The organism is Bradyrhizobium sp. S3.7.6 (genome assembly GCF_054061875.1).
In genome coordinates this window covers 6,833,540-6,854,643 of sequence record NZ_JBSSEQ010000001.1, presented here as the reverse complement: position 1 = coordinate 6,854,643, position 21,104 = coordinate 6,833,540, and the positions used below count along the sequence as shown (strand labels likewise).

Genomic DNA, 21,104 nt, shown 5'->3' with positions numbered 1-21,104 from the left:
CGCTGACCACATGATGAACGCGATCGTGCTGCTGCATCGCTGGCTCGGGATCGCGTTCTGCCTGCTGTTCGCGATGTGGTTCGCGAGCGGAATCGTGATGCACTTTGTCCCGTTTCCGTCATTGACGGAGGCGGAGCGCTTTTCCGGACTTACGCCGGTTGATCGCGGAGAGGTGAGGATTACGGTCGCGGATGCCGTCGCCGCGAGCGAGATCGCGGACGCCACGCGCGTTCGCCTGGTCCAGCGGAGCGACGGGCCGGTCTATGTCGTGTCGGACCGGTCGCGTGTGGGCGCGGTCCATGCCTCCGACGGACGGGATGCATCGGTGACGTCCGCCGACGTCGCGGTCGGTATCGCGCGGGATCATGCCCGGCAACGCGGGCTCGATGCCGCGCGGGCGGCGATGATTTCGGGCGCGGATTATGATCAATGGAGCGTACCCAACGGCTTTGATCGACACCGGCCTCTGTTGCGCGTCGCTCTTGGCGATGCGGCCGGAACCGAGGCCTATGTCTCCTCGCGCACCGGCGAAGTCGTGCTGGATACGACCCGCAGCGAGCGCGGGTGGAATTGGGCCGGCAGCGTCCTGCACTGGATCTATCCGACGGTCCTGAGGAGCAACTGGTCCCTTTGGGATCAGGTGGTCTCGACATTGTCGCTGGTGGCTTTTATCGCCGCGACGCTCGGCGCGGTGCTCGGAATTACCAGGATCAGGATTCGAGGGCGTCGGGTCTCGTCGCCTTATCGCGGGTGGCACGCACTGCATCACATCATTGGTCTCGTCGCGACCGTTTTCGTGCTGACCTGGAGTTTCAGTGGCTGGCTCTCGATGGATCACGGCCGGCTGTTCTCGCGTGGGGAGCTGACCCCGACCGAAGCGGGCGTGGTGTATGCCACGCCTGACTGGACGACGGCCTCTCCGGTCGGTCAGCCGTCGGCTCGCGAAGTCGAATGGTTCGCCGTCAGCGGTGTCGTCTACCGGCGCGACCGGATCGGCCTCGCCAGTCAGACCTTGACCAAAACGGCGGAGGCGAGCCGCAGCGGGCCGGTGGCATTCCTCGGCGAGAAGGATGTCCATGACCTGACGACGCGCCTTGCGCCGGACTGTGGCGCCCCGTCCGTTCTTGCCGACAATGACGACTATCCCGCGCACTCGGCTGTCCCCGGAGCGCCCGTCTATCGCTCCCGATGCGGCGACCTCTGGTTCGACATCGACGGTGCCGACGGCCGCGTGCTGCAAAGACTGGATGCCTCGCGGCGGGCCTATCGCTGGTTCTATGGCGCGCTTCACACGCTCGATTTTCCCGTTCTCATGGCGCATCCGCGTCTGCGCGATATCATGGTCGTCGGGCTCTGCTTGCTCGGGCTGGCATTTTCCGTCACCGGCATCGTGATCGGCTGGCGGCGCTTGCGGTCGACGTTCGCGGCTTGAGCTGCGTATCGAGCAAATCATATGCGCCATGCAAATTGCGGGTTGCGCGGGCGATGGCAGGCGCGGATGATCGTCCGAGGGGGCGCAGCGGTGCGCTCTCTCAATGGGGCGATCGTGATCGATGTCAATTCAGCGCAAGCGCCTCGGCATGATGACCCCGTCGTCAAACTCGGTGCTGGAGCCCGTCACCAATTCCATGCTGCATGGCGTGGCCGGCGTCACCGCTCATTTTTCGCGCTTCCGCGTTACCGAGATCGCGCTCGATGCCGCGGCGCTGAACCAGTTCGATGCCTCGGTGATGCTGCCGGTGGCGGATCTGTTGGCGGACGCCAAGGTCGATGCCATTGCCTGGAACGGCACATCGGCAAGCTGGCTCGGTATCGACCGCGATCGGAGCCTGTGCGAAGCGATCGCGGCGCGGACCCATGTCCCGGCGACGACCTCCACGCTCGCCTGCATCGACGCGGTCCGCGCGCTCGGCGCCGGACGTGTCGGCCTGGTCTCACCCTATACGGACGACGTGCAACGGCGGATCGGCGATGGCTGGGCCGAGGAGGGGATCGCCCCTCACGCCGAGCGGCATCTCGGCCTGCGCGATAATTTTTCCTTCGGTGAGGTCACGCCCGCGACGATCGCCGACATGATCCGCGCGGTCGCGGCGGACGGTGCCGATGCCGTCGTCATTCTCTGCACCAATCTCGACGGCGCCGCGCTGGCTGCCGCACTCGAACGGGAGTTGGGCATCGCCGTGCTGGACTCGGTCGCGGTCACGCTGTGGCGGACGCTCGAGCTCGCCGGTGGCGACATCGCGGCCCTTGCGGCGTGGGGCCGGATCTTCCAGACATCAGCGATCATCAAGTGACGGAGACACCTGTGACGCAGCTCGATCTCGCCATTCGCGGCGGCACCATCGTGACGGCCAGCGACGAGTTTCGCGCCGATATCGGCATTCGCGACGGGCGCATCGTCAGCATCGCCGACCGCATTGAAGGTGCGGCGCGCGAGATCGACGCGACGGGTCTGCTGGCGCTGCCGGGCGGGATCGACAGCCACGTCCACATCTCCCAGGCCTCCGGACCCGACGTCGTGATGGCCGACGATTTTGCTTCGGCAACGCGCGCGGCGGCGGCCGGCGGCAACACCATGGTGCTGCCCTTCGCGCTCCAGGAGAAGGGGACGTCGCTGCGCACCTGCGTCGAGAACTACCGCAAGCTCGCCGAGGGCGAATGCTACATCGATACCGCCTTCCACCTCATCATCTCCGACCCCACCGCAGTCGTACTCGGGCAGGAGCTGCCGGCTCTCGTCAAGGATGGCTACACCTCGTTCAAGGTGTTCATGACTTATGACGACCTCGTGCTCAGCGACAAGCAGCTGCTGGAAGTGTTCGACGTCGCGCGCCGCGAGGAGGCGCTGGTCATGGTCCATTGCGAGGGTTACGACGCGATCCGCTTCCTCACCGCGAAGCTCGAACGCGAGGGCCATATCGCGCCCTATTATCACGGCACCTCGCGGCCGCAGGCCGTCGAGCGCGAGGCGACGCATCGCGCCATCAGCCATGCCGAGGTGATCGGCGTCCCCATCATGATCGTGCACGTCTCCGGGCGCGAGGCGATGGAGCAGGTGCGCTGGGCCCAGCAGCGCGGACTGCCGGTGCATGCCGAGACCTGCCCGCAATACATCACGCTGACGGCCGACGACATGAAAGGCCTGAACATGGACATGTCAGGCGCAAAGTATGTCTGCTCGCCGCCGCCGCGCGATGCCGAAAGCCAGCAGGCGATCTGGGAAGGCATCACCACCGGCGTGTTCCAGACCTTCTCGTCCGATCACTGCCCGTTCCGCTACGACGACCCCAAGGGTAAGCTGACGCCGAATTCCCGCACCTCGTTCCGCTGGGTGCCGAACGGCATCCCCGGCGTCGAGACCCGGCTGCCGATCCTGTTCTCGGAGGGCGTGTCGAAGGGGCGTATCAGCTTGCAGAAATTCGTCGAGCTGACCGCGACCAATCATGCGCGGATCTACGGGCTCTATCCGCGCAAGGGCTCGATCGGCGTCGGCTTCGATGCCGATATCGCGCTGTGGGATCCGAAGCTGACAAAGACGATTCAGCAGGCCGACCTGCACCACGGCGCGGACTATACGCCGTGGGAGGGCTTTGACGTCACCGGCTGGCCTGTCACCACCATCGCGCGGGGCCGCGTGGTGTACGAGCAGGGCAGGATCGTCGGCGACAAGGGTGCGGGCGAGGTGCTCAGCCGCGGCAAGTCGAGCCTGGTGTGACGGAAAAATAACCGCATCGGGACGACGCCATGTCGTCTGTTGCGCATACCATCCTCGCGCTGCTGCGGCATCATTGATCTCTTTTCGCCGGCCGCCTTTCGGTGTAGCTCTGCGCTCACTTATGAGGCGGCCGGGCGCCAATGCTGATCGCCGCCGAAATCATGCAGGAGACACCAGGGATGTACCCGAAAGTTCAGATGTTCATCGCCGGCGAGTGGACCGACGGCACTTCCGGCAAGTCGGAGGACATCCTCAACCCCGCCACCGGCCAGCCGATCGGCAAGACCCCTCACGCCTCGCGCCAGGACCTCGACCGCGCGCTGGAGGCCGCCAAGGCCGGCTTCGAGATCTGGCGCAAGACCTCGCCGTTCGACCGCTACAAGCTGATGCGCAAGGCCGCCGACATCATCCGCTCGCGCGCCGCCGAGATCGCACCCGTGATGACCATGGAGCAGGGCAAGCCGGTCGTGGAAGCCCAGGGCGAGACCATGCTCGCCGGCGACCTGATCGACTGGTTCTCCGAGGAAGCCCGCCGCGCCTATGGCCGCATCGTGCCGCCGCGGATGGGCAACGTCTCCCAGCTCGTGACCAAGGAGCCGGTCGGCCCGGTCGCCGCATTCACGCCCTGGAATTTCCCGATCAACCAGGCGGTCCGCAAGATCTCGGCCGCGCTTGCCGCCGGCTGCTCGATCATCGTCAAGGGCCCGGAAGAAACCCCGGCAAGCTGCATGGAGCTGGTGCGCGCCTATGCCGACGCGGGCATTCCGGCCGGCGTCGTCCAGCTGGTGTTCGGCGTGCCGTCGGAAGTGTCGGAATATCTCATTCCGCACCCGATCATCCGCAAGATCAGTTTTACGGGCTCGACCGCGGTCGGCAAGCATCTGGCCGCACTCGCCGGCCTGCACATGAAGCGTGTCACCATGGAGCTCGGCGGCCACGCGCCGGCAATCGTGTTCGCGGACGCGGACCTCGACAACGCCGCCAAGATTCTCTCGGCCAACAAGTTCCGCAATGCCGGCCAGGTCTGCGTCTCGCCGACGCGCTTCCTGGTGCATGAGAGCGTGTATCAGCCCTTCGTCGACAAGTTCGTCGCCGCCGCCAAGAGCCTGAAGGTCGGCAACGGCCTCGACAAGGACACCCGCATGGGTCCGCTGGCGAACCCGCGACGCGTCGACGCGATGGAGGGTCTGGTCTCCGACGCTGTGCAGCGCGGGGCCAAGGTGCAGGCCGGCGGCAAGCGCATCGGCAACGAAGGCTTCTTCTTCGAGCCGACTGTCATCACCGACGTGCCGCGCGATGCCCGCATTATGAACGAGGAGCCGTTCGGACCGCTTGCCCCGATCACCTCGTTCCGCAGCTATGACGAGGTGGTGGCCGAGGCGAACCGCCTGCCGTACGGCCTTGCGGCCTATGCCTATACGACCTCGACCAAGACGATGCAGGCGATCGGCTCCGATATCGAGAGCGGCATGGTCTCGATCAACCACCATGGCCTCGCGCTGCCGGAAGTGCCGTTCGGCGGCATCAAGGATTCCGGTTACGGCTCCGAAGGCGGCCTCGAGGCGATCGAGGGTTATCTCAACACGAAGTTCGTGACGCAGGCGAGCGCGTAAAGAAAAGTCGCGTTGTCATTCCGGGGCGCGCGAAGCGCGAACCCGGAATCCATCGCGCCGCGCGTAAAGAGGGAAAATGGATTCCGGGCTCGCGCCAAGCGGCGCGCCCCGGAATGACGGTGGATAGGACCTGCGTTGCCTGACGGGCGAGACATGGACAACAGCCGTCACCCGAGCAAGCGCGTGTCCCTTGCCGGGATGCATATCGACCGGAATTCGGCGGTGCCGCTGCATCTGCAGATCGCGGCGCACATCCGCGACGGCATTTTGCGCGGCGTCTTTCCGGCTGGAACGCAATTTTTGGGATCCCGCGAGATCGCGCGCGAATTGGGCTGCTCGCGCACGGTGGTGTTGACCGCCTGGGATCTGCTCTACGCCGAGGGCTATCTTGAATCGATGCCGCGCGGAAGTGTCATGGTGGCGTCCGTGGCGACCCCACATGCCGAGCCTGCGTCCGCGACCTCGTCTACGGCCAAGCCCGCCCACATGTCGGAGCGCTGGCGCTCGCTGCTTGCCTTCGACTACGAGACCAACTGGCCGTCGGAATTCAGCCCGGGCGCGCCTGATATCTCGACCTTCCCATTCAAGGACTGGTCGCGCCTGCTGCGCCAGTCCTGGCAAAATCCAAGGGAGCAGGAGTGTCTCGATCTTCCCTCGGAAGGCCATCCGCGCTTGCGGAGCGAGATCGCGAATTTCCTCGGCTCGGTGCGCGGGCTCGTTTGCTCGCCGGAAGAGGTCGTCGTCACCTCGGGCACATCGGGCGCGCTTGATTTCTGCAGCCGGATGATCCTCGATCCCGGCGACGAGGTCTGGGTCGAGGAGCCCGGCTTCGTCGAGGCCCGGTGGGCGCTGACGGCCGCTGGCGCGAAGCTCGTTCCCATTCCGGTCGATGACAAGGGCCTCGTCGTCTCAGAAGGGATCCGGCGCGCGCCGGGCGCGAAGCTGATCGTGGTCACGCCGTCGCATCAATATCCGCTCGGCGTCAGCATGGGGCTGGAGCGGCGGCTCGAGCTGCTCGATTGGGCCAACAAGAACGACGTCTGGGTGATTGAGGACGATTACAATTCGGAGTTCAGGCACCAGGACAGCATGATCGCCTCGTTGCGCTCGCTCGATCGCGAGGGGCGGGTGATCTATTTCGGCACCTTCTCGAAGATCATGATGCCGAATTTGCGGCTTGGCTACATCGTCGCCAACAGGCATTTCATCGAAGGCTTTTCCAGGGGCCGCGCGCGTATCGATGTGCACACCTCCGGCATCGGTCAGCTCGCGCTGGCCGAGTTCATGCGGGAAGGGCACCTGCTGCGGCATCTGCGCGGGATGCGGCGGATCTACGCCGCACGCCGGAAGGCACTGATCGATGCGATCACAGCGCTGATGCCTGACGATCTCACCGTATCCTCCGCCGTCACCGGATTGCATCTGGTGGCGCTGTTCACTGAAGCAATGCAGGCACGCATGAGCGACCGCGAGGCGGCCGCGGTCCTGAAGCAGGCCAGCATCCACGTCCAGCCGCTCTCGCAAAACTTTCTGGAGCAGCCGACGCGGCAGGGCCTGGTGTTCGGCTACGGGCGGCTGCGGGTCGAAGATGCCTCGCCGCTGCTTGCGAGAATCGCGGCTTGTATCGGCAGCGGCTGCCGCAGTGCATCATCGGACCCGCCAATATCCTCCCTTACTGTTCGTACAATAAAGAGAAGCTGAGCCGACCGTCGTGCATAGCTCGTAGGCATGCGACTATCCCGCATCGCCGTTCAACCGCCTGGAAATTAGACAGACGTTTTTGAGTGCTCCGATTGCAGTGCAGCGGGCGTCACGATTTGCACGGAGAAATCCGTGGTGCACTGCACGTTTGTCGCGCGGAACGGTTGGCGTTCGTGTGCTCTCTGCGCGGGCATGGCTGCACCAAAACGTGCAGCCGGTGTTGCACCGCGTGATGCCGGTCCTGCGCTGGTCTAGTGGTTTGCGACAACTCTGGCCCTATCCCGAGCCCATCGCTCTGTCGCACGCTCGCAGGCGGTGGCATGACAGGGGATGATGATGAGCGCTCTCGGTTTGGCATTGGACGTTGCGATGGACGGCAAGCACCCGGCGTCCGGTTCGGACGTCATCCGTAACTGACCCCGCACATGAGTTCCTCCGAAAATCACTGGGAAGTCGGCACCGATATCGGCGGCACCTTCACCGACATCATCGCCATCAGGCGCGACTCCGCGGAGGCGCGGATCGCAAAGGTGCCGTCGCGCCCCGACGCGCCGGTTCAGGCGATGCTGGAAGCGATCGAGGCGGTGGGCCTGCGCAAGAGCGAGGTCAAGCGCTTCGTGCACGGCACAACGCGCGTCACCAACGCCATCGTCGAGAACCGGCTGCCGAAGGTCGCGCTGGTCGCGACCGAAGGGTTCGCCGATGTGCTCGAGATCGCGCGCTATCGCCGCCGCGATCTCTATCGTCTCGACATTCCGCCGAAATCACCGCCTTTGGTGCCGCCCGAACGATGCTTTGGGCTCGCCGAGCGCCTCGATCACGAAGGCCGGGTGCTGAAGGCGCTGGATGAGACCGAGATCGAGCGCCTGGTGGCCTGGCTGAAGCAGACCGGCGTGCAGAGCGTCGCCGTGGCGCTGCTTCACGCGTATGCCAATCCCGTCCACGAAAAGATGCTCGGCGAACGGCTCAAGGGCGTCGTCGCCCACGTCTCGCTGTCGCACGAGGTCAATCCCGAGGCGCGCGAATACGAACGGACGTCGGCGACTGTGTTCAACGCGGCCGCGATGCCGATCGCGGTGGAGTATCTCAGCGAGCTGGAGCAGCGGTTGCCGATCGGCGCCGGCTTGCAGGTGTTTCATTCGGCCGGAGCCATGGTCCCGATCTCAGCCGTGAAGCGGCGGCCGCTGGTGATGGCGATGTCGGGGCCGGCGGCCGGCGTCTCCGCATCGGTCAGCATCGCGCGCCAGCTCGGTACATCGCGCATGCTCACCTTCGACATGGGTGGCACCACGACGGACGTCTGCCTGATCGTCGACGGCCAGGCCGAGATGACCGACGGCCGCATGCTAGGCGACAAGCCGCTGCGTCAGCCGATGCTTGCGGTCCATTCCATCGGGGCCGGCGGCGGATCGATCGTGCGAAACGGTCCCGGCGGCCTGACGGTCGGGCCGGAGAGCGCCGGCTCCGAGCCGGGGCCGGCCTGCTACGGCCGCGGCGGCACCGAGCCGACCATTACCGACGCCAACGCCGTGCTCGGCTATCTCAATCCCGAGACCAAGCTTGGCGACCGCATCGGCATCGACATCAAGGCAGCGGAACGCGTCATCGAGCCGATTGCGCGCGCCTTGGGGCTGAGCCTGACCGAAACCGCGCTCGGCATCATCAAGGTCGCCAACGCGACCATGGCCCGCGCGCTTCGCCGCGTCACGGTCGAACGCGGCATCGACGGACGCGACTGCACGCTGCTCGCCTTCGGCGGCGGCGGCCCGATGCATGCCGCAGGCCTTGCCGATCTCTACGGGATTGCAGAGGTCGTGGTGCCGAGCGCATCCAGCGCCTTTTCGGCGCTGGGCTGTCTCACCGCTGATTTCAGCTTTCTCCAGCAGCAGACGCTACGCGCCGCCCTAGATGGCATCGATCTCGCGCGCGTGTCGGAGCGGATCGGGACGCTGATGGACGATGCTTCGGCGCCGCTGATCGCCAACGGCGTTGCGAGGGCCGAGATCCAGGTCGAGCTTGTGGCGCTGATGCGCTACGCGGCGCAGAATGACGCCATTCCGGTGCCCTTCACGTTGCCGCTCGACGTGACCAAGCTGAAGAAGGACTTTCTGGCGCGGCATCACGAACTGTTCGGCTATGCGACCAGCGAGCCCTGCGTCATCGAATCCGTGCGCGTGCAAGCGCGGCGCCCGTCGACGACGGTGGTGAGCCGGCCGGCGACTGCGGTGAGGGCGGTGTCGTCAGGCAAGCGCGCCTGCTCATTCGACGGCCTCCACGATATCCCAACCGCCATCATTGATCGCGCCAAATTGACCGATGTCGTCAGCGGCCCCGCGATCATCGAGGACGCGTGGTCAACGGTGGTGGTCCCGCCGGGCTGGCAAGCTAAACCCGATGTATCAGGCAATCTGTTCCTGACGCGGAGGACGGCATGAAGCTCGATCCGTTCGTTGTCGAGGTTATCAGGCACGGGCTCTCGGCCGCGGCCGAGGAAATGAGCCTGGTGATGACGCGCTCGGCGCGCTCGCCGCTGCTGCGCGAGGCCGGCGACCTGTCATCCGCGATCACGGATGGCCGCGGCGGCCTGGTCGGGCAGGGCCGCGACATCCCGATCCATCTCGGCGCGATGGCCTACACCATCCCCGAGTTGCTGAAGGTGATGCCGCGCGACAGCCTGAACGACGGTGACGTCGTGATCTATAATGTCGGCGCGCTTGGAGGCAATCACCTCAACGACGTCAAGGTCGTGCGTCCCGTCTTCGTCGACGGCGAGATCGTGGCGTTTGCGGTGAGCCTCGCGCACTGGCCCGACATCGGCGGCACCTGGCCGGGCAGCTATTTTGCCAAGGCGATCGACACTTTCCAGGAGGCGATGCGGATTCCGCCGGTGCTGATCGCCACGTCAGCCGGCGTCAACACGCCGATCGTACAGCTGCTCAAGGCCAACGTCCGCGATCCCGAGTCCTGCGAGGGCGATCTGCTCGCCCAGACAGCCGCGACCAAGGCCGGCGAGAAGCGCATCGTCGAGCTTTGCCGCGAGCACGGCAAGGCGGTGTTCACGGCGACGCAGTCGCGGCTGCACGATCTCTCCGAAATCGAGATGCGGGAGGCGCTCCGCGACCTGCCTGATGGCGTCTACGAGGGCGAGGATTATCTCGACGACGGCAGCGTCAACAATGCACCTGCGCGCATCCATGTGAAAATCACCATTCGCGGCGACGAGGCGACCTTCGACCTCTCCGGAAGCTGCGATCGCGTCTCCAATTTCTGCAACACGACGCCGTTCATGGCACGCTCAGCTGTCGCCTATGCCGCACGCATCATGAGCGGGCGCGACATGCACCAGAACGCGGGCGCGCTCCGGCCTTTGACCATCATCACGCGCCCGGGCTCGATCCTGGAGCCGGGCTGGATGGCGTCCGTGGCCGCCGGCAACCACGAGACGTCCATGCGCATCGTCGATGCGATTTTTCGCGCGATGCAGGACACCATCCCTGAGCGTCTGTCGGCGGGCGGAGCGACCACGGCGGGCGTGCTGTTTTTTGCCGAGCCGCGGCAGAACGGCTCGTGGAAGATGCTCTACGAGGTTCACGGCGGTGGTGAGGGCGCGCGGCATGATCGGGCCGGCATGTCGGCGACGCGCGTGCATCTCTCCAATACGTCGAACACGCCGGTCGAGGTGATCGAGGCGAGCTACGCGATCCGCCTGGAGCAGCAGGCCATTCGCCGGCAGTCCGGCGGCGCGGGCGCCCATCGCGGCGGTGACGGCTCCGTTCGCACCTATCGCATCCTCGCGCCTTCGATGCACCTGACCACCTGCATCGAGCGCATGGTGATTGCGCCGTTCGGCATGCAGGGCGGCGAAGCTGGCAAGGCCTGCCGCATCTCGCTGGTGCGGAAGGGCGAAAACGTTGCGATCGACGGCAAGTCGAACCTGGTGTTGCAGCAAGACGATCTCGTCACGATCGAGATGTGCGGCGGCGGCGGCTATGGCGCCGCGGCCGCGGAGTGAGGGGATTGCGATGAGCAGATTGTTGCGAACCGGGCTGAACGCGGGCGAAGCCGCGCCGATGGCCGTCGTCGGCGGCGAGGGCGTCTACTTTCACCTGTCCGATGGCCGCAAGCTGATTGACGGCAGCAACACCGGCGGCGGCCTCGGCCATCGTCACCCGGCGATGGTGGAGGCGATCCGCCGCGCGGCCGATACGCCCGTCGTGAACGAAGGCTGGACCTGGGTCGGCCGTGAGCAGGCGGCCGACGATCTGATGGCCACCGCATTTAAAGGCGAAGACGACTGGGTCGGCGCGGTGCGCTTCTGCATCAGCGGCAGCGAGGCCAACGATATGGCGCTGTCGCTCTGCCAGGCGCTGACACAGCGGTCTGCGCTGGCGACGCGCGAGCGCGCCTATCACGGCATCACTGGCCTCTCCCGTGCCATGACGGTGCAGCCGCAATGGCACGGCGGCCTCGCGGTGCACGCGGGCGGCTCGAAGCTGCCGGCGCCGATGGCACCGGTGAGGGTCCTGCCCGCGCCGGATGGCGCCATCTACGGCGCGCCGGCCAACAACACCCCGCCCAGCGAATATCTGGCTGATGCCACGCGGCTGCTCTCGGACACGGCGGCGACCATCATCGACTACACCCAGGGTGGCATCTACTACGATGGTGCCTATCAGGACGAGGTGGCGCGCTGCGCGCGGGAGGCTGGCTCGTACTGGATCGCGGACGAGGTCGTCACCGGCGCTGGCCGCGCAGGCCGCTGGTTCGCCTTCCAGGGCGCGGAGAGCCACCCCGATATCGTGACGCTCGGAAAATCGCTCGGCGGCGGTGCGGCGGCAGTCGCGGCGGTCGTGGTGTCGAAAGATATCGTCGAGCGGCTCAAGGGCACGAGCTGGCAGAATTACGGCACGCTGCGCGGCCATCCCATCAGCATGGCTGCCGTCAGCGCGTACCTGAAAGTCGTCAGCGACGACAAGATTCTGGAGCACGTCCGGAAGCTCGAAAAGCTGTTCACCCGCCGCCTGCTCGCGATCGCGCAGAAGCATCCGAGCGTGCAGCGCGTGGCGGGGCAGGGGCTGCACTGGACGGTGGAGCTGCACGGCCCGGATTGGCGCGCCTGGCATGCCGACACCACCGAGGTCCCGATCGCCTCGCGTGTCGCAGAGCGGGCGTTGGAGGCGGGTGCCGTGATCGGCACCAGCGGTGAGCAGACTTCGCTGTTCCTGGCACCGCCGCTGGTGATCTCGGAGCAGGAAGCCGAGCGGCTGCTGGATGCGCTCGACCACGGCCTCGATATCGCAGACGAGGAGCACGGGTGAGCGCAGACCCCGCAACACCTCAACGCTCGCCGGCCTGGCCGGCGGACGAGCCCTGGCATCTCGCGATGCCGGAGGGGACGCTTTACGACGCGCTGGCGCGTGCGGCGACGGATCGCCCATCGCATCCGGCGACGGTGTTTTATGGTGCGAGCCTGAGCTATGCCGAGCTACGCGCGCGGGTCGATGCCTTAGCCGGATTCCTGCAGAACGCTTGCGGCGTGAAGCGCGGCGACCGCGTCATGATCGCACTGCAGAACTCGCCGCAATATGTCATCGCCTACTACGCGGTGATGCGGGCGGACGCCGTGATCGTGCCGGTCAATCCGATGAACAAGACGGCCGAGATCGCGTATCTCGCCGAAGACAGTGGGGCCCGGGTCGCGATCATCGGAAGCGAATTGAGCGAAATATTCGCGCCGCTGGTGGGCGAAGCCATCTCCCATACGATCGTCGCACAGTATCGCGACGAAGTGCCGGCCGCCACGCCCTATACGCTGCCTTCATGCATCACCGAGGCGCCGTCGGAGATACCGTCGTCGCTAGGCTGGCATTCCTGGTCGCAGGCGATCGCGCAAGGTTTGCAGCCCGGCGCAATGACCGCGGGGCCGGACGATCTCATGATCCTGCCCTACACCTCGGGCACAACAGGCAAGCCCAAGGCCTGCATGCATACGCATCGCAGCGCGCTGTTCACGGCCGTCTTGCAGGCACGCTGGTATGGGCTCGACGGCGACGATGTGATGACCGGCTTCATGCCCCTGTTCCATGTCGCGGGCATGCAGGGCTCGATGAATGCCGCTGTGGTGACAGGCGCCACGCTGCTGTTGATGGCGCGCTGGGACAAGGATCTGCTGCCGGATCTGTTCGAGACCTACGGCGTCACGTTCTGGAACGCGGCGCCGACAATGATCGTCGACGTGCTCGCAAGCGTCCGGTTCCGCGACCGGTGCTTTGCAAAACTCAAGGTGCTGACCGGAGGTGGTGCGGCAATGCCGACCGCGGTGGCCGAACGGCTCAAAGGCCGCTTTGGCCTCGATTTCGTCGAAGGCTATGGCATGACCGAGACGATGTCGCCGACGCATCTCAATCCGATGACTGCGCCGAAGCGCCAGTGTCTCGGCATTGCCGTGCACGAGACCGATGCGAGGGTCGTCGATCCCGAGACCTTGATCGAGCTCGACGACAATGTCGTCGGCGAGATCGTCGTCCACGGACCACAAGTGCTGCAAGGCTACTGGAACAGGCCGCAGGCCAACGCCGAGTCCTTCATCGAGCTCTCGGGAAAGCGGTTCCTGCGCACGGGCGATCTCGGCTATCGCGATGCCCAAGGCTATTTCTTCGCGGTCGACCGCCTCAAGCGGATGATCAATGTCAGCGGCTTCAAGGTGTGGCCGGCCGAGGTGGAAGCGGCGATGTACCAGAACCGCGCCATCCGGGAATGCTGCATCGTCTCGACCCCCGACGACTACCGCGGTGAGACCGTCAAGGCGCTGGTGGTGCTCGACGAAGCCGCGCGCGCGACGACGTCTGCGCACGACATCGTCGGTTGGGCCCGTGGTGCGATGGCCAGCTACAAGGCGCCGCGCGCCGTCGTCTTCGTCGATGAGCTGCCGCGCACCGCCAGCAACAAGATCAACTGGCGGCTTTTGCAGGATGCAGAATGGGGGCGGACGGCATGAAAGCTGCTTGGCTGGAAAAACGGCGCAAGACCGCGTTATGCTGCGCGCGCCGGCACGCCCCTCAAGCTACGATCCCCAGCCTCACCAGGAAATCAGGAACTCGCTGATGCGTATCGTCACCGTTGCCGCCGCCCAGATGGGCCCGATCCAGAAGGTCGACAGCCGCGAGGCCGTGGTCAAGCGCATGATCGCGCTGATGGATGAGGCGAAAGCAAAAGGCGCCGATCTGATCGTCTATCCGGAACTGGCGCTGACGACGTTCTTCCCGCGCTGGTATGCGGAGGACCGGGCCGAGTTCGATACCTGGTTCGAGCGTGAGATGCCGAATGCGGCGACCAAGCCGCTGTTCGAGCGTGCGGCGCAGCATCAGATGGCGATGAACTTCGGCTACGCCGAGCTGACGCCGGACGGGCATCACTTCAACACCGCGATCCTGACCGACAAGTCCGGCAAGATCGTCGGCAAATATCGCAAGGTCCATTTGCCGGGCCATGTGGACTACGACACCAAGCGGTCGCACCAGCATCTGGAGAAGCGTTATTTCGAGCCGGGCGATCTCGGCTTCAACGTCTGGCGCGAGCTGGGCGGCATCATCGGCATGGCCATCTGCAACGACCGGCGCTGGCCCGAGACCTATCGCGTCATGGGCCTGCAGGGCGTCGAGATGGTTCTGATCGGCTACAACACGCCGTCGGTGAATGCGGAGAAGAGCGAGGAGGGCATCGAGAAGCGGCTGTTCCACAACCGTCTCTCGGTGCAGGCCGGCGCCTATCAGAACGCGACCTGGGTGGTCGCGGTGGCCAAGGCGGGTGTCGAGGACGGCCATCCGCTGTTCGGCGGCAGCCTGATCGTCGATCCCGATGGCGAGATCGTCGCTGAGGCCAAGACGGAGGGCGACGAGGTCCTGGTTCACGCCTGCGACCTCGACGCCACGACGTTCGGCAAGACCACGATCTTCAATTTTGCCCAGCATCGCCGCATCGAGCATTACGGCCTGATTACCAGCCAGACCGGCGCGGTGCCGCCGCCGGAGAAGTGACGCCGATGGCAGGCAACAGCACATCCGGCATTTCCTTGCGCGAGCTCGATCCGCGCGACCGCTACAAGCTGCTCTGCGGCGTGGTCGTGCCGCGGCCGATCGCGCTGGTGACGACGCTGGACGCGAACGGAGCGGTGAATGCCGCGCCCTTCAGCTTCTTCAATGTCTTCTCCGAAAGCCCTGCACTGATCGTGCTCGGGCTCCAGCACAAGCCGGATCACGGCCCGAAGGACACCACCCGCAACATCCATCGCGATGGCGAGTTCGTGGTTCACATGGTGGACGAGGCGCTGTCTGCCGCGATGAATGATTGCGCGGTCGATTTTCCCTCTGGCGACAGCGAGGTCGCGGCGACCGGGCTTGCCACGCTTCCCTCGGTCGATGTGAAAGTTCCGCGCTTGGCCGCGGCACCCTTTGCGCTGGAATGCCGGCGTCATGTCGTGCTGAATTTCTCGCCCGATCGCGAGCTGTTGGTCGGCGAGGTGCTCAGGGTTCACGCCCGAGAGGGCCTCGTCGACGAGGCCAACATGTATGTCGATCTCGAGGCCTACCGGCCGATCGGCCGCATGTTCGGCAATCTCTATACCACGCAGCGGGATACGTTTGCGCTTGCGCGCGAGAGCCACGCGCAATGGCTCGCGCGGCAGGACGCCAACGAGCTGAAGGACGCCTAGTGAGCCGAGAACTGCACCGTACCCAGTGCCATGGTGACGGCCGCCTGTGTCGGGTCGATCACGGGAATGCCAAGCGCTTCTTCCAGCGGACGGCGATGGCGCGCCATTCCGGCGCAGCCCATCACAATGGCGCGGGCGCCGTCCTCGTCGCGCAGCGCGCGGCCGATTTCGATCATCTTCGCCAGCGTGCCTTCGCCCGAGGCGGTTTCGGCGACGCTCATGTTGAGCGGCCGCTCGCCGGCGAGGCGATCGGTCAATCCCATCTGCCGGAGATAGCGCATGTGGCGCGGGATCGAGCGCTGGGCGATCGCGATGACGCCGAAGGTTTCGGCGCGGGCCAGCGCCGTCAGCACGCCGCACTCAGCGATGCCGAACACGGGACGGTCGGTGCCTTCGCGGCAGACCTGAAGCCCGGGATCGCTGTAGCAGGCGATGACAAACGCAGCCGAGCTGTTGTCGCCTTCGACCAGCCGGCGCAGCGGCATCGCAACGCCGTCGACATCGGCCTGGCTTTCAATGCCGAACGGACCCTCGGCCAGCGACTGGCAGACCAGTTCCGGGCCACCCTCGAAACCGAGCGGCTTCAGCGCCTCCTCCAGCCCTTGCGTGACCGCAGGGTTGGAATTCGGATTGATGACGAGAATGCGGGGCCGGGGCATGTTGGCCTTCCCTTGAGATGGCGATCACGTAGCTCAGGCATATCATGGAGTGCCTCATGACTGAACCCACATACGACCTGATCATCCGCGGCGGCCGCGTCGCCACCACGACCGACGTGTTCGAGGCCGATGTCGCGATCTCCGGCGAGGCCATCGCAGCAATCGGCCGCGGGCTTCCGGCGGCGAAACGCGAGATCGATGCGCGCGGCAAGCTGGTGCTGCCCGGCGGCGTCGACAGCCATGCGCATATCGAGCAGTTGTCCGCGGCCGGCATCATGAATGCCGACACGTTCGAGAGCGCGACCGTCTCTGCCGCTTTCGGCGGCACGACCACGGTAATTCCGTTCGCCGCCCAGCATGTCGGCATGAAGCTGCCGCAGGTGGTCGAGGATTATCACGCGCTGGCCAAGAAGGGCGCCGTGATCGACTACGCCTTTCACATGATCATTGCGGATGCGACCAAGGAGACCGTCGAGGAGCACATTCCGGCGTTGGTGAAGCAGGGCCATGGCTCGATCAAGATCTTCATGACCTATGACCGGCTCAAGGTCGATGACGAGCCGTTGCTCGACATCCTCTTGGCCGCACGCCAGTCCGGCGCGATGTTGTGCGCCCATGCCGAAAATCACGGCATCATCGCCTGGATGGTGAAGCGCCTGCTCGCGCGCGGCTACACGATGCCGAAATATCACGCCGTCAGCCACGCCCGCGTGTCGGAGGCGGAAGCCTTCACCCGGCTGATCGGCATGGCCGCCCTGATCGACCAGCCCATCATGATCTTCCATGTCTCGACCGCCGAAGGCGCGAAGGTCATCCGCGATTCGCGCGGGCAGGGGTTGAAGGTCTTCGCCGAGACATGTCCGCAATATCTGTTCCTCACCGCAAACGATCTCGACAAGCCTGGCGCGGAAGGCGCCAAGTGGATGTGCAGCCCGCCGCCACGTACGCATTCCGACCAGGAGGCGTTGTGGCAGGCGCTGTCGCTTGGCGATCTCCAGACCATCTCGTCGGATCATGCGCCCTATCGCTACGACGAGACCGGCAAGCTGCGCGCCGGACCCAATCCGAACTTCAAGCAGGTGGCCAACGGCCTGCCGGGCCTGGAACTGCGGCTGCCGCTGCTGTTCGACGCGATGGTGTCGAAGGGGCGGCTCGGCCTTGAAAAGTTCGTCGAATTGACTTCGACCGCGCCGGCAAAAATCTACAATCTGCATCCGCGCAAGGGCTCGATCGCGGTCGGCGCCGATGCCGATATCGCGATCTGGGACCCCAATCGCGAGACTGTGATCGCCGACGAGATGATGCACGACCTCGCCGGCTACACGCCGTTCGCGGGCCGCAAGCTGAAGGGCTGGCCGGTTAGCGTTCTCTCGCGCGGCCGGGTGATCATCGACGGCAACAAGTGCCTCGCGGAGGCCGGCAGCGGCAAATTCCTGGCGCGCAGCGGCGGCGAGGCGGCAAAGCCGACGGGGCGGCTCGTCGCCGACATGGATCCCGAGCGGAATTTTGGGGCAAAGCTGCTGTGATGGTGGATCGCGCGCGATGAAGATCGTCATCTTCGGCGGCACGGGCTTTGTCGGCCTCAATCTTGCCGAGGTGCTGCTCGCGCGCGGGCATGACGTCACGCTGTATGACCGCGCAGAGTTGCCGCCATCCGCGCGGCGATCGCTTGCTGACTACGGCGCACGGCTCAAAGCCGTGCAGGGCGATATCACCGACGCAGACGCCATCGACGCCCTCATTGCCGCGGGCTGCGATGCGATCGTGCTGGGCGCCGCGGTGACGGCCGGCGATGAACTCGAGCGAGCGTCGACCGCGCGCGTTCTCGAGATCAATGTGATGGCGCAAATCCCGATCCTGCTCGCGGCGATCCGACATGGCGTTCGCCGTGTCGTCAATCTGTCGTCGGCCTCGGCCTATGGCGCCGCGGGCGCGCGGGTCGAGGTTCTGGACGAGGAAACGCCTTGCGATCCGGTCTCGTTTTACGCCATCAGCAAGTTCACCTCCGAGCGATCGGTGGCGCGCCATGCCGAGCTCTTTGGCGGCGACTTCCTCAGTGTGCGCTTAAGCGCCTTGTTCGGTCCGTGGGAGCGACCCAGCTCGGTACGCGACACGCCGAGCCTCCAGTACCAGATCCTAGCTGCGTTTGCCCGTGGCGAGCCGGCGATCATGCCCGACACGGGCATGAAGGACTGGATCTACGCTCCGGATGCCGCCGAAGCCGTGGCAATGCTGATCGAAGCCGAGCGGCCGCGCCATCGGCTCTACAACATCTCCAGCGGCGGGCTATGGCCGGCGTTGGAATGGGGCAAGACCTTTGCGGCGCTAAATCCCGGCCTGCAATGCAGGCTCGCGGCGGCCGGAGAGACGACCGCCATCAAGCTGCATGGGCGCCATCGCGCACCGCTCTCGGTCGCGCGGATGGCGGATGAGTTCGGCTGGCGTGCGCGGTTCGGCTGTGCCGAGTCCGCCGCCGCGATGAGCGGCTGGCTGAAGCAGCACAAGGAGTGGATCTGAGATGCGGCTGCAGGCGCGCACGGCCATCATCACGGGAGCAGCTTCGGGCATTGGCCGCGCCAGCGCAAAGCTGTTTGCGGAGGAAGGTGCGCATCTCGCCCTTGTCGATCGCGATGCCGCGGCCCTTCAGGAGACGTTGAGCCTGATCGGAGAGGCGACGACGCATGTCGGCGATGTCGGCGATGCCGATTTCGCCGAGACCGTTGTGAACGACGTCATCGTGCGCCACGGCCGTCTCGATATTCTGATGACCGCTGCGGGCTTCTCCTGCGGCGGCACGGTGCTGACGACGAGGCTGGAAGACTGGGACGCGGTGTTCCGCGCCAATGTCGGCGGCACCTGGTTGTGGGCGCGGGCGGCGGTGCCGCAGATGCAGCAGCAGAAGAGCGGTTCGATCATCACGCTGGCGTCGCAGCTCGCCATCGCCGGCGGCAAGGGCAACAGTGCCTATATCGCCGCCAAGGGTGCGATCGTCAGCCTGACGCGCACCATGGCGGTCGATTTCGCGACCGACGGCATCCGTGTCAACGCGATTGCGCCCGGCGCAATCGACACGCCGATGCTTCGCCGCAGCTTTGCCCGCCACGCCAATTCGGACGAGGTGCGCGAAGCCTCCCGCAACCGCCACGCCATGAAGCGCTTCGGTCAGGCGGAAGAAATCGCTCAGACCGCGCTGCATCTCGCCAGTGATGCGTCTTCGTTCACGACCGGCACCGTGATGGTGGTTGACGGAGGCTGGCTCGCGGCATGAGCGACGCGCTGGCAAAGCTTGAAGCGACCGTGCGCGCCGATCTCGCGATGATCGCGCATCCCGGCGCCGCCTGGCTCGAGCCGAAGACGGGGCCGGATGGCAAGCCCGCGCTCGATGTTCTCATTATCGGCGCCGGCCAGTCCGGTATCGCCATCGGCTTCGGCCTGATGCGCTCGCGCGTCAGCAACATCCTGCTGCTCGACAAGGCCGAGGAGGGGAAGGAGGGCCCGTGGCTCAGCTATGCCCGCATGCCGACGCTGCGCAGCCCGAAGGACTATACGGGACCTGACCTCGATATCCCGAGCCTCACCTATCAGTCCTGGCACGAGGCCCGCTTCGGCAAGGAGAGCTGGCAGACACTCGACCTGATCCCGCGCGGGCATTGGGCGGACTATCTGCTCTGGCTGCGACGCACGATCGGTCTGCCCGTGCGCAACGGCTGCGAGCTTCTGGAGATTGCGCCTGCATCAGACAGTCTGCTCGCCGCGCGCGTGAGACGCGCCGATGGCGTCGAGACGCTCCATGCCCGCAAGATCGTGTTGGCGACGGGGCAGGAGGGCATGGGCGACTGGGTCATTCCGGAGCCGCTTCGTCAGTTGTCAGCGAGTTCGGTCGCAACTGTTGCCGACGACATCGACTTCGAAAGCCTGCGCGGCAAGCGCGTCGCGGTGATCGGCGCCGGCGCGTCCGCCTTCGACAATGCGGCGACCGCGCTGGAGGCAGGCGCGGCGGAGGTGCATCTGCTCTGCCGCCGCGCTCAGATCCAGGTGATCCAGCCCTATCGCTGGCTGACCTTCCGCGGCTTTCTGCGCCATCTCAGCGATCTCGACGATGCCTGGCGCTGGCGCTTCATGCGCAAGATCCTCGAGATGCGCGAAGGCTTTCCGCAGCCGACTTATGATCGCTGCGCGCGTCACGCCAATTTCACGCTGCACGAGGGTGCGCCGGTCGAGGGCACCAGGCAGACCGATGGCGGTGTCGAATTGCACACGCCACGCAGCACGATCACGGCGGATTTCGTCATTTGCGACACCGGCATCGACATGAACTTTGCCGGCCGCGGCGAGCTGCGCCGCTTCGCCGGCAATATCGCGACCTGGGCCGATCGCTACCAGCCGCCTGCGAGCGAGCGCAACGCGCGGCTCGGCCGCTTTCCCTATCTCGCTGACGATTACGCCTTCACCGAGCGTGTGTCTGGCGAGACGCCGTGGATCTCCGACATCCATCTTTTCGCCATCGCCTCCACCATGAGTTTTGGTCCGTCGGGATCGTCGATCAACGCGATGACGACGGCCATTCCCAAGCTGGTCAATGGCCTGACGCGCGGCCTGTTTCGCGGCGATGTCGAACGTCACTGGGCTTCGCTCAGCGCCTACGACGTGCCGCAGGCCGTGGTTGCGCGGCCCGCGCGAACAATGGAGGAATCGCGATGATCATC

16 protein-coding genes are annotated in these 21,104 nt (G+C 65.6%); 15 read left to right on the top strand and 1 reads right to left on the bottom strand.

Annotation, left to right across the window (positions count from 1 at the left end):
* The first annotated feature begins 10 nt into the window (after positions 1-10).
* From ACVJ5M_RS33530 to ACVJ5M_RS33480, 11 genes are all read left to right on the top strand, one after another.
* Positions 11-1,432 (top strand): PepSY domain-containing protein, encoded by a 1,422-nt coding sequence (locus ACVJ5M_RS33530; RefSeq protein ID WP_231144490.1) that lies wholly within the window; start codon positions 11-13, stop codon positions 1,430-1,432.
* 121 nt (positions 1,433-1,553) lie between these two features.
* The gene (locus ACVJ5M_RS33525; RefSeq protein WP_063984418.1) at positions 1,554-2,294 is read left to right on the top strand and encodes a maleate cis-trans isomerase family protein; all 741 of its coding nucleotides are present in this window, start codon (positions 1,554-1,556) and stop codon (positions 2,292-2,294) included.
* A gap of 11 nt (positions 2,295-2,305) precedes the next feature.
* Positions 2,306-3,715, top strand: a complete 1,410-nt coding sequence (gene hydA / locus ACVJ5M_RS33520) for a dihydropyrimidinase (RefSeq protein WP_063986533.1) — start codon at positions 2,306-2,308, stop codon at positions 3,713-3,715.
* Between the two features lie 179 nt (positions 3,716-3,894).
* Positions 3,895-5,328 carry an NAD-dependent succinate-semialdehyde dehydrogenase gene (locus tag ACVJ5M_RS33515; protein WP_038934240.1) on the top strand — a complete coding sequence of 478 codons (1,434 nt, stop codon included), beginning with the start codon at positions 3,895-3,897 and terminating at the stop codon, positions 5,326-5,328.
* A gap of 153 nt (positions 5,329-5,481) precedes the next feature.
* Positions 5,482-7,029: a MocR-like pyridoxine biosynthesis transcription factor PdxR gene (gene pdxR, locus ACVJ5M_RS33510; protein WP_063984417.1), complete on the top strand. Its 1,548-nt coding sequence runs from the start codon at positions 5,482-5,484 to the stop codon at positions 7,027-7,029.
* A 425-nt stretch (positions 7,030-7,454) separates the two neighbouring features.
* On the top strand, positions 7,455-9,464 hold the full coding sequence (locus ACVJ5M_RS33505; RefSeq protein ID WP_063984416.1) for a hydantoinase/oxoprolinase family protein: 2,010 nt from the start codon (positions 7,455-7,457) through the stop codon (positions 9,462-9,464).
* Entirely contained in the window at positions 9,461-11,041 is a 1,581-nt protein-coding gene (locus ACVJ5M_RS33500) for a hydantoinase B/oxoprolinase family protein (protein WP_354097020.1), read from the top strand. The genes ACVJ5M_RS33505 and ACVJ5M_RS33500 overlap by 4 nt, the downstream gene beginning before the upstream one ends.
* 10 nt (positions 11,042-11,051) lie before the next feature.
* Positions 11,052-12,347, top strand: coding sequence for a class-III pyridoxal-phosphate-dependent aminotransferase (locus tag ACVJ5M_RS33495; protein ID WP_063986532.1), 1,296 nt, complete (start codon positions 11,052-11,054; stop codon positions 12,345-12,347).
* Positions 12,344-14,026 (top strand): long-chain-fatty-acid--CoA ligase, encoded by a 1,683-nt coding sequence (locus ACVJ5M_RS33490; protein ID WP_231144492.1) that lies wholly within the window; start codon positions 12,344-12,346, stop codon positions 14,024-14,026. The genes ACVJ5M_RS33495 and ACVJ5M_RS33490 overlap by 4 nt, the downstream gene beginning before the upstream one ends.
* 106 nt (positions 14,027-14,132) lie before the next feature.
* Positions 14,133-15,065, top strand: coding sequence for an N-carbamoyl-D-amino-acid hydrolase (locus ACVJ5M_RS33485; RefSeq protein ID WP_063984413.1), 933 nt, complete (start codon positions 14,133-14,135; stop codon positions 15,063-15,065).
* Between the two features lie 5 nt (positions 15,066-15,070).
* The gene (locus tag ACVJ5M_RS33480) at positions 15,071-15,739 is read left to right on the top strand and encodes a flavin reductase family protein (RefSeq protein WP_187387762.1); all 669 of its coding nucleotides are present in this window, start codon (positions 15,071-15,073) and stop codon (positions 15,737-15,739) included.
* Here ACVJ5M_RS33480 and ACVJ5M_RS33475 read toward each other — a convergent pair.
* Entirely contained in the window at positions 15,736-16,398 is a 663-nt protein-coding gene (locus ACVJ5M_RS33475; protein ID WP_063984411.1) for an aspartate/glutamate racemase family protein, read from the bottom strand. The genes ACVJ5M_RS33480 and ACVJ5M_RS33475 overlap by 4 nt on opposite strands.
* Before the next feature lie 56 nt (positions 16,399-16,454).
* Between ACVJ5M_RS33475 and hydA (ACVJ5M_RS33470) the strand changes: the two genes are divergently transcribed.
* Genes hydA (ACVJ5M_RS33470) through ACVJ5M_RS33455 form a run of 4 tightly spaced genes read left to right on the top strand, consistent with a single transcriptional unit; the run spans position 16,455 to position 21,099 of the window.
* The gene (gene hydA, locus ACVJ5M_RS33470; RefSeq protein ID WP_063984410.1) at positions 16,455-17,924 is read left to right on the top strand and encodes a dihydropyrimidinase; all 1,470 of its coding nucleotides are present in this window, start codon (positions 16,455-16,457) and stop codon (positions 17,922-17,924) included.
* A gap of 16 nt (positions 17,925-17,940) precedes the next feature.
* Positions 17,941-18,915, top strand: a complete 975-nt coding sequence (locus tag ACVJ5M_RS33465) for an NAD-dependent epimerase/dehydratase family protein (protein ID WP_063984409.1) — start codon at positions 17,941-17,943, stop codon at positions 18,913-18,915.
* A gap of 1 nt (position 18,916) precedes the next feature.
* Positions 18,917-19,666 carry an SDR family oxidoreductase gene (locus ACVJ5M_RS33460; RefSeq protein ID WP_231144493.1) on the top strand — a complete coding sequence of 250 codons (750 nt, stop codon included), beginning with the start codon at positions 18,917-18,919 and terminating at the stop codon, positions 19,664-19,666.
* A complete protein-coding gene (locus ACVJ5M_RS33455; RefSeq protein ID WP_354099329.1) occupies positions 19,663-21,099 on the top strand; it encodes an NAD(P)/FAD-dependent oxidoreductase in 1,437 nt (478 codons plus the stop codon). The genes ACVJ5M_RS33460 and ACVJ5M_RS33455 overlap by 4 nt, the downstream gene beginning before the upstream one ends.
* Positions 21,100-21,104 lie beyond the last annotated feature (5 nt).

Excerpts from the sequence above, each read along its gene's own strand:
- ACVJ5M_RS33530 (WP_231144490.1), top strand. The coding sequence starts at position 11 with ATGATGAACGCGATCGTGCTGCTGCATCGCTGGCTCGGGATCGCGTTC.
- ACVJ5M_RS33525 (WP_063984418.1), top strand. The coding sequence starts at position 1,554 with ATGTCAATTCAGCGCAAGCGCCTCGGCATGATGACCCCGTCGTCAAAC.
- ACVJ5M_RS33515 (WP_038934240.1), top strand. The coding sequence starts at position 3,895 with ATGTACCCGAAAGTTCAGATGTTCATCGCCGGCGAGTGGACCGACGGC.
- pdxR (WP_063984417.1), top strand. The coding sequence starts at position 5,482 with ATGGACAACAGCCGTCACCCGAGCAAGCGCGTGTCCCTTGCCGGGATG.
- ACVJ5M_RS33505 (WP_063984416.1), top strand. The coding sequence starts at position 7,455 with ATGAGTTCCTCCGAAAATCACTGGGAAGTCGGCACCGATATCGGCGGC.
- ACVJ5M_RS33500 (WP_354097020.1), top strand. The coding sequence starts at position 9,461 with ATGAAGCTCGATCCGTTCGTTGTCGAGGTTATCAGGCACGGGCTCTCG.
- ACVJ5M_RS33495 (WP_063986532.1), top strand. The coding sequence starts at position 11,052 with ATGAGCAGATTGTTGCGAACCGGGCTGAACGCGGGCGAAGCCGCGCCG.
- ACVJ5M_RS33485 (WP_063984413.1), top strand. The coding sequence starts at position 14,133 with ATGCGTATCGTCACCGTTGCCGCCGCCCAGATGGGCCCGATCCAGAAG.
- ACVJ5M_RS33480 (WP_187387762.1), top strand. The coding sequence starts at position 15,071 with ATGGCAGGCAACAGCACATCCGGCATTTCCTTGCGCGAGCTCGATCCG.
- ACVJ5M_RS33475 (WP_063984411.1), bottom strand. The coding sequence starts at position 16,398 with ATGCCCCGGCCCCGCATTCTCGTCATCAATCCGAATTCCAACCCTGCG.
- hydA (WP_063984410.1), top strand. The coding sequence starts at position 16,455 with ATGACTGAACCCACATACGACCTGATCATCCGCGGCGGCCGCGTCGCC.
- ACVJ5M_RS33465 (WP_063984409.1), top strand. The coding sequence starts at position 17,941 with ATGAAGATCGTCATCTTCGGCGGCACGGGCTTTGTCGGCCTCAATCTT.
- ACVJ5M_RS33460 (WP_231144493.1), top strand. The coding sequence starts at position 18,917 with ATGCGGCTGCAGGCGCGCACGGCCATCATCACGGGAGCAGCTTCGGGC.
- ACVJ5M_RS33455 (WP_354099329.1), top strand. The coding sequence starts at position 19,663 with ATGAGCGACGCGCTGGCAAAGCTTGAAGCGACCGTGCGCGCCGATCTC.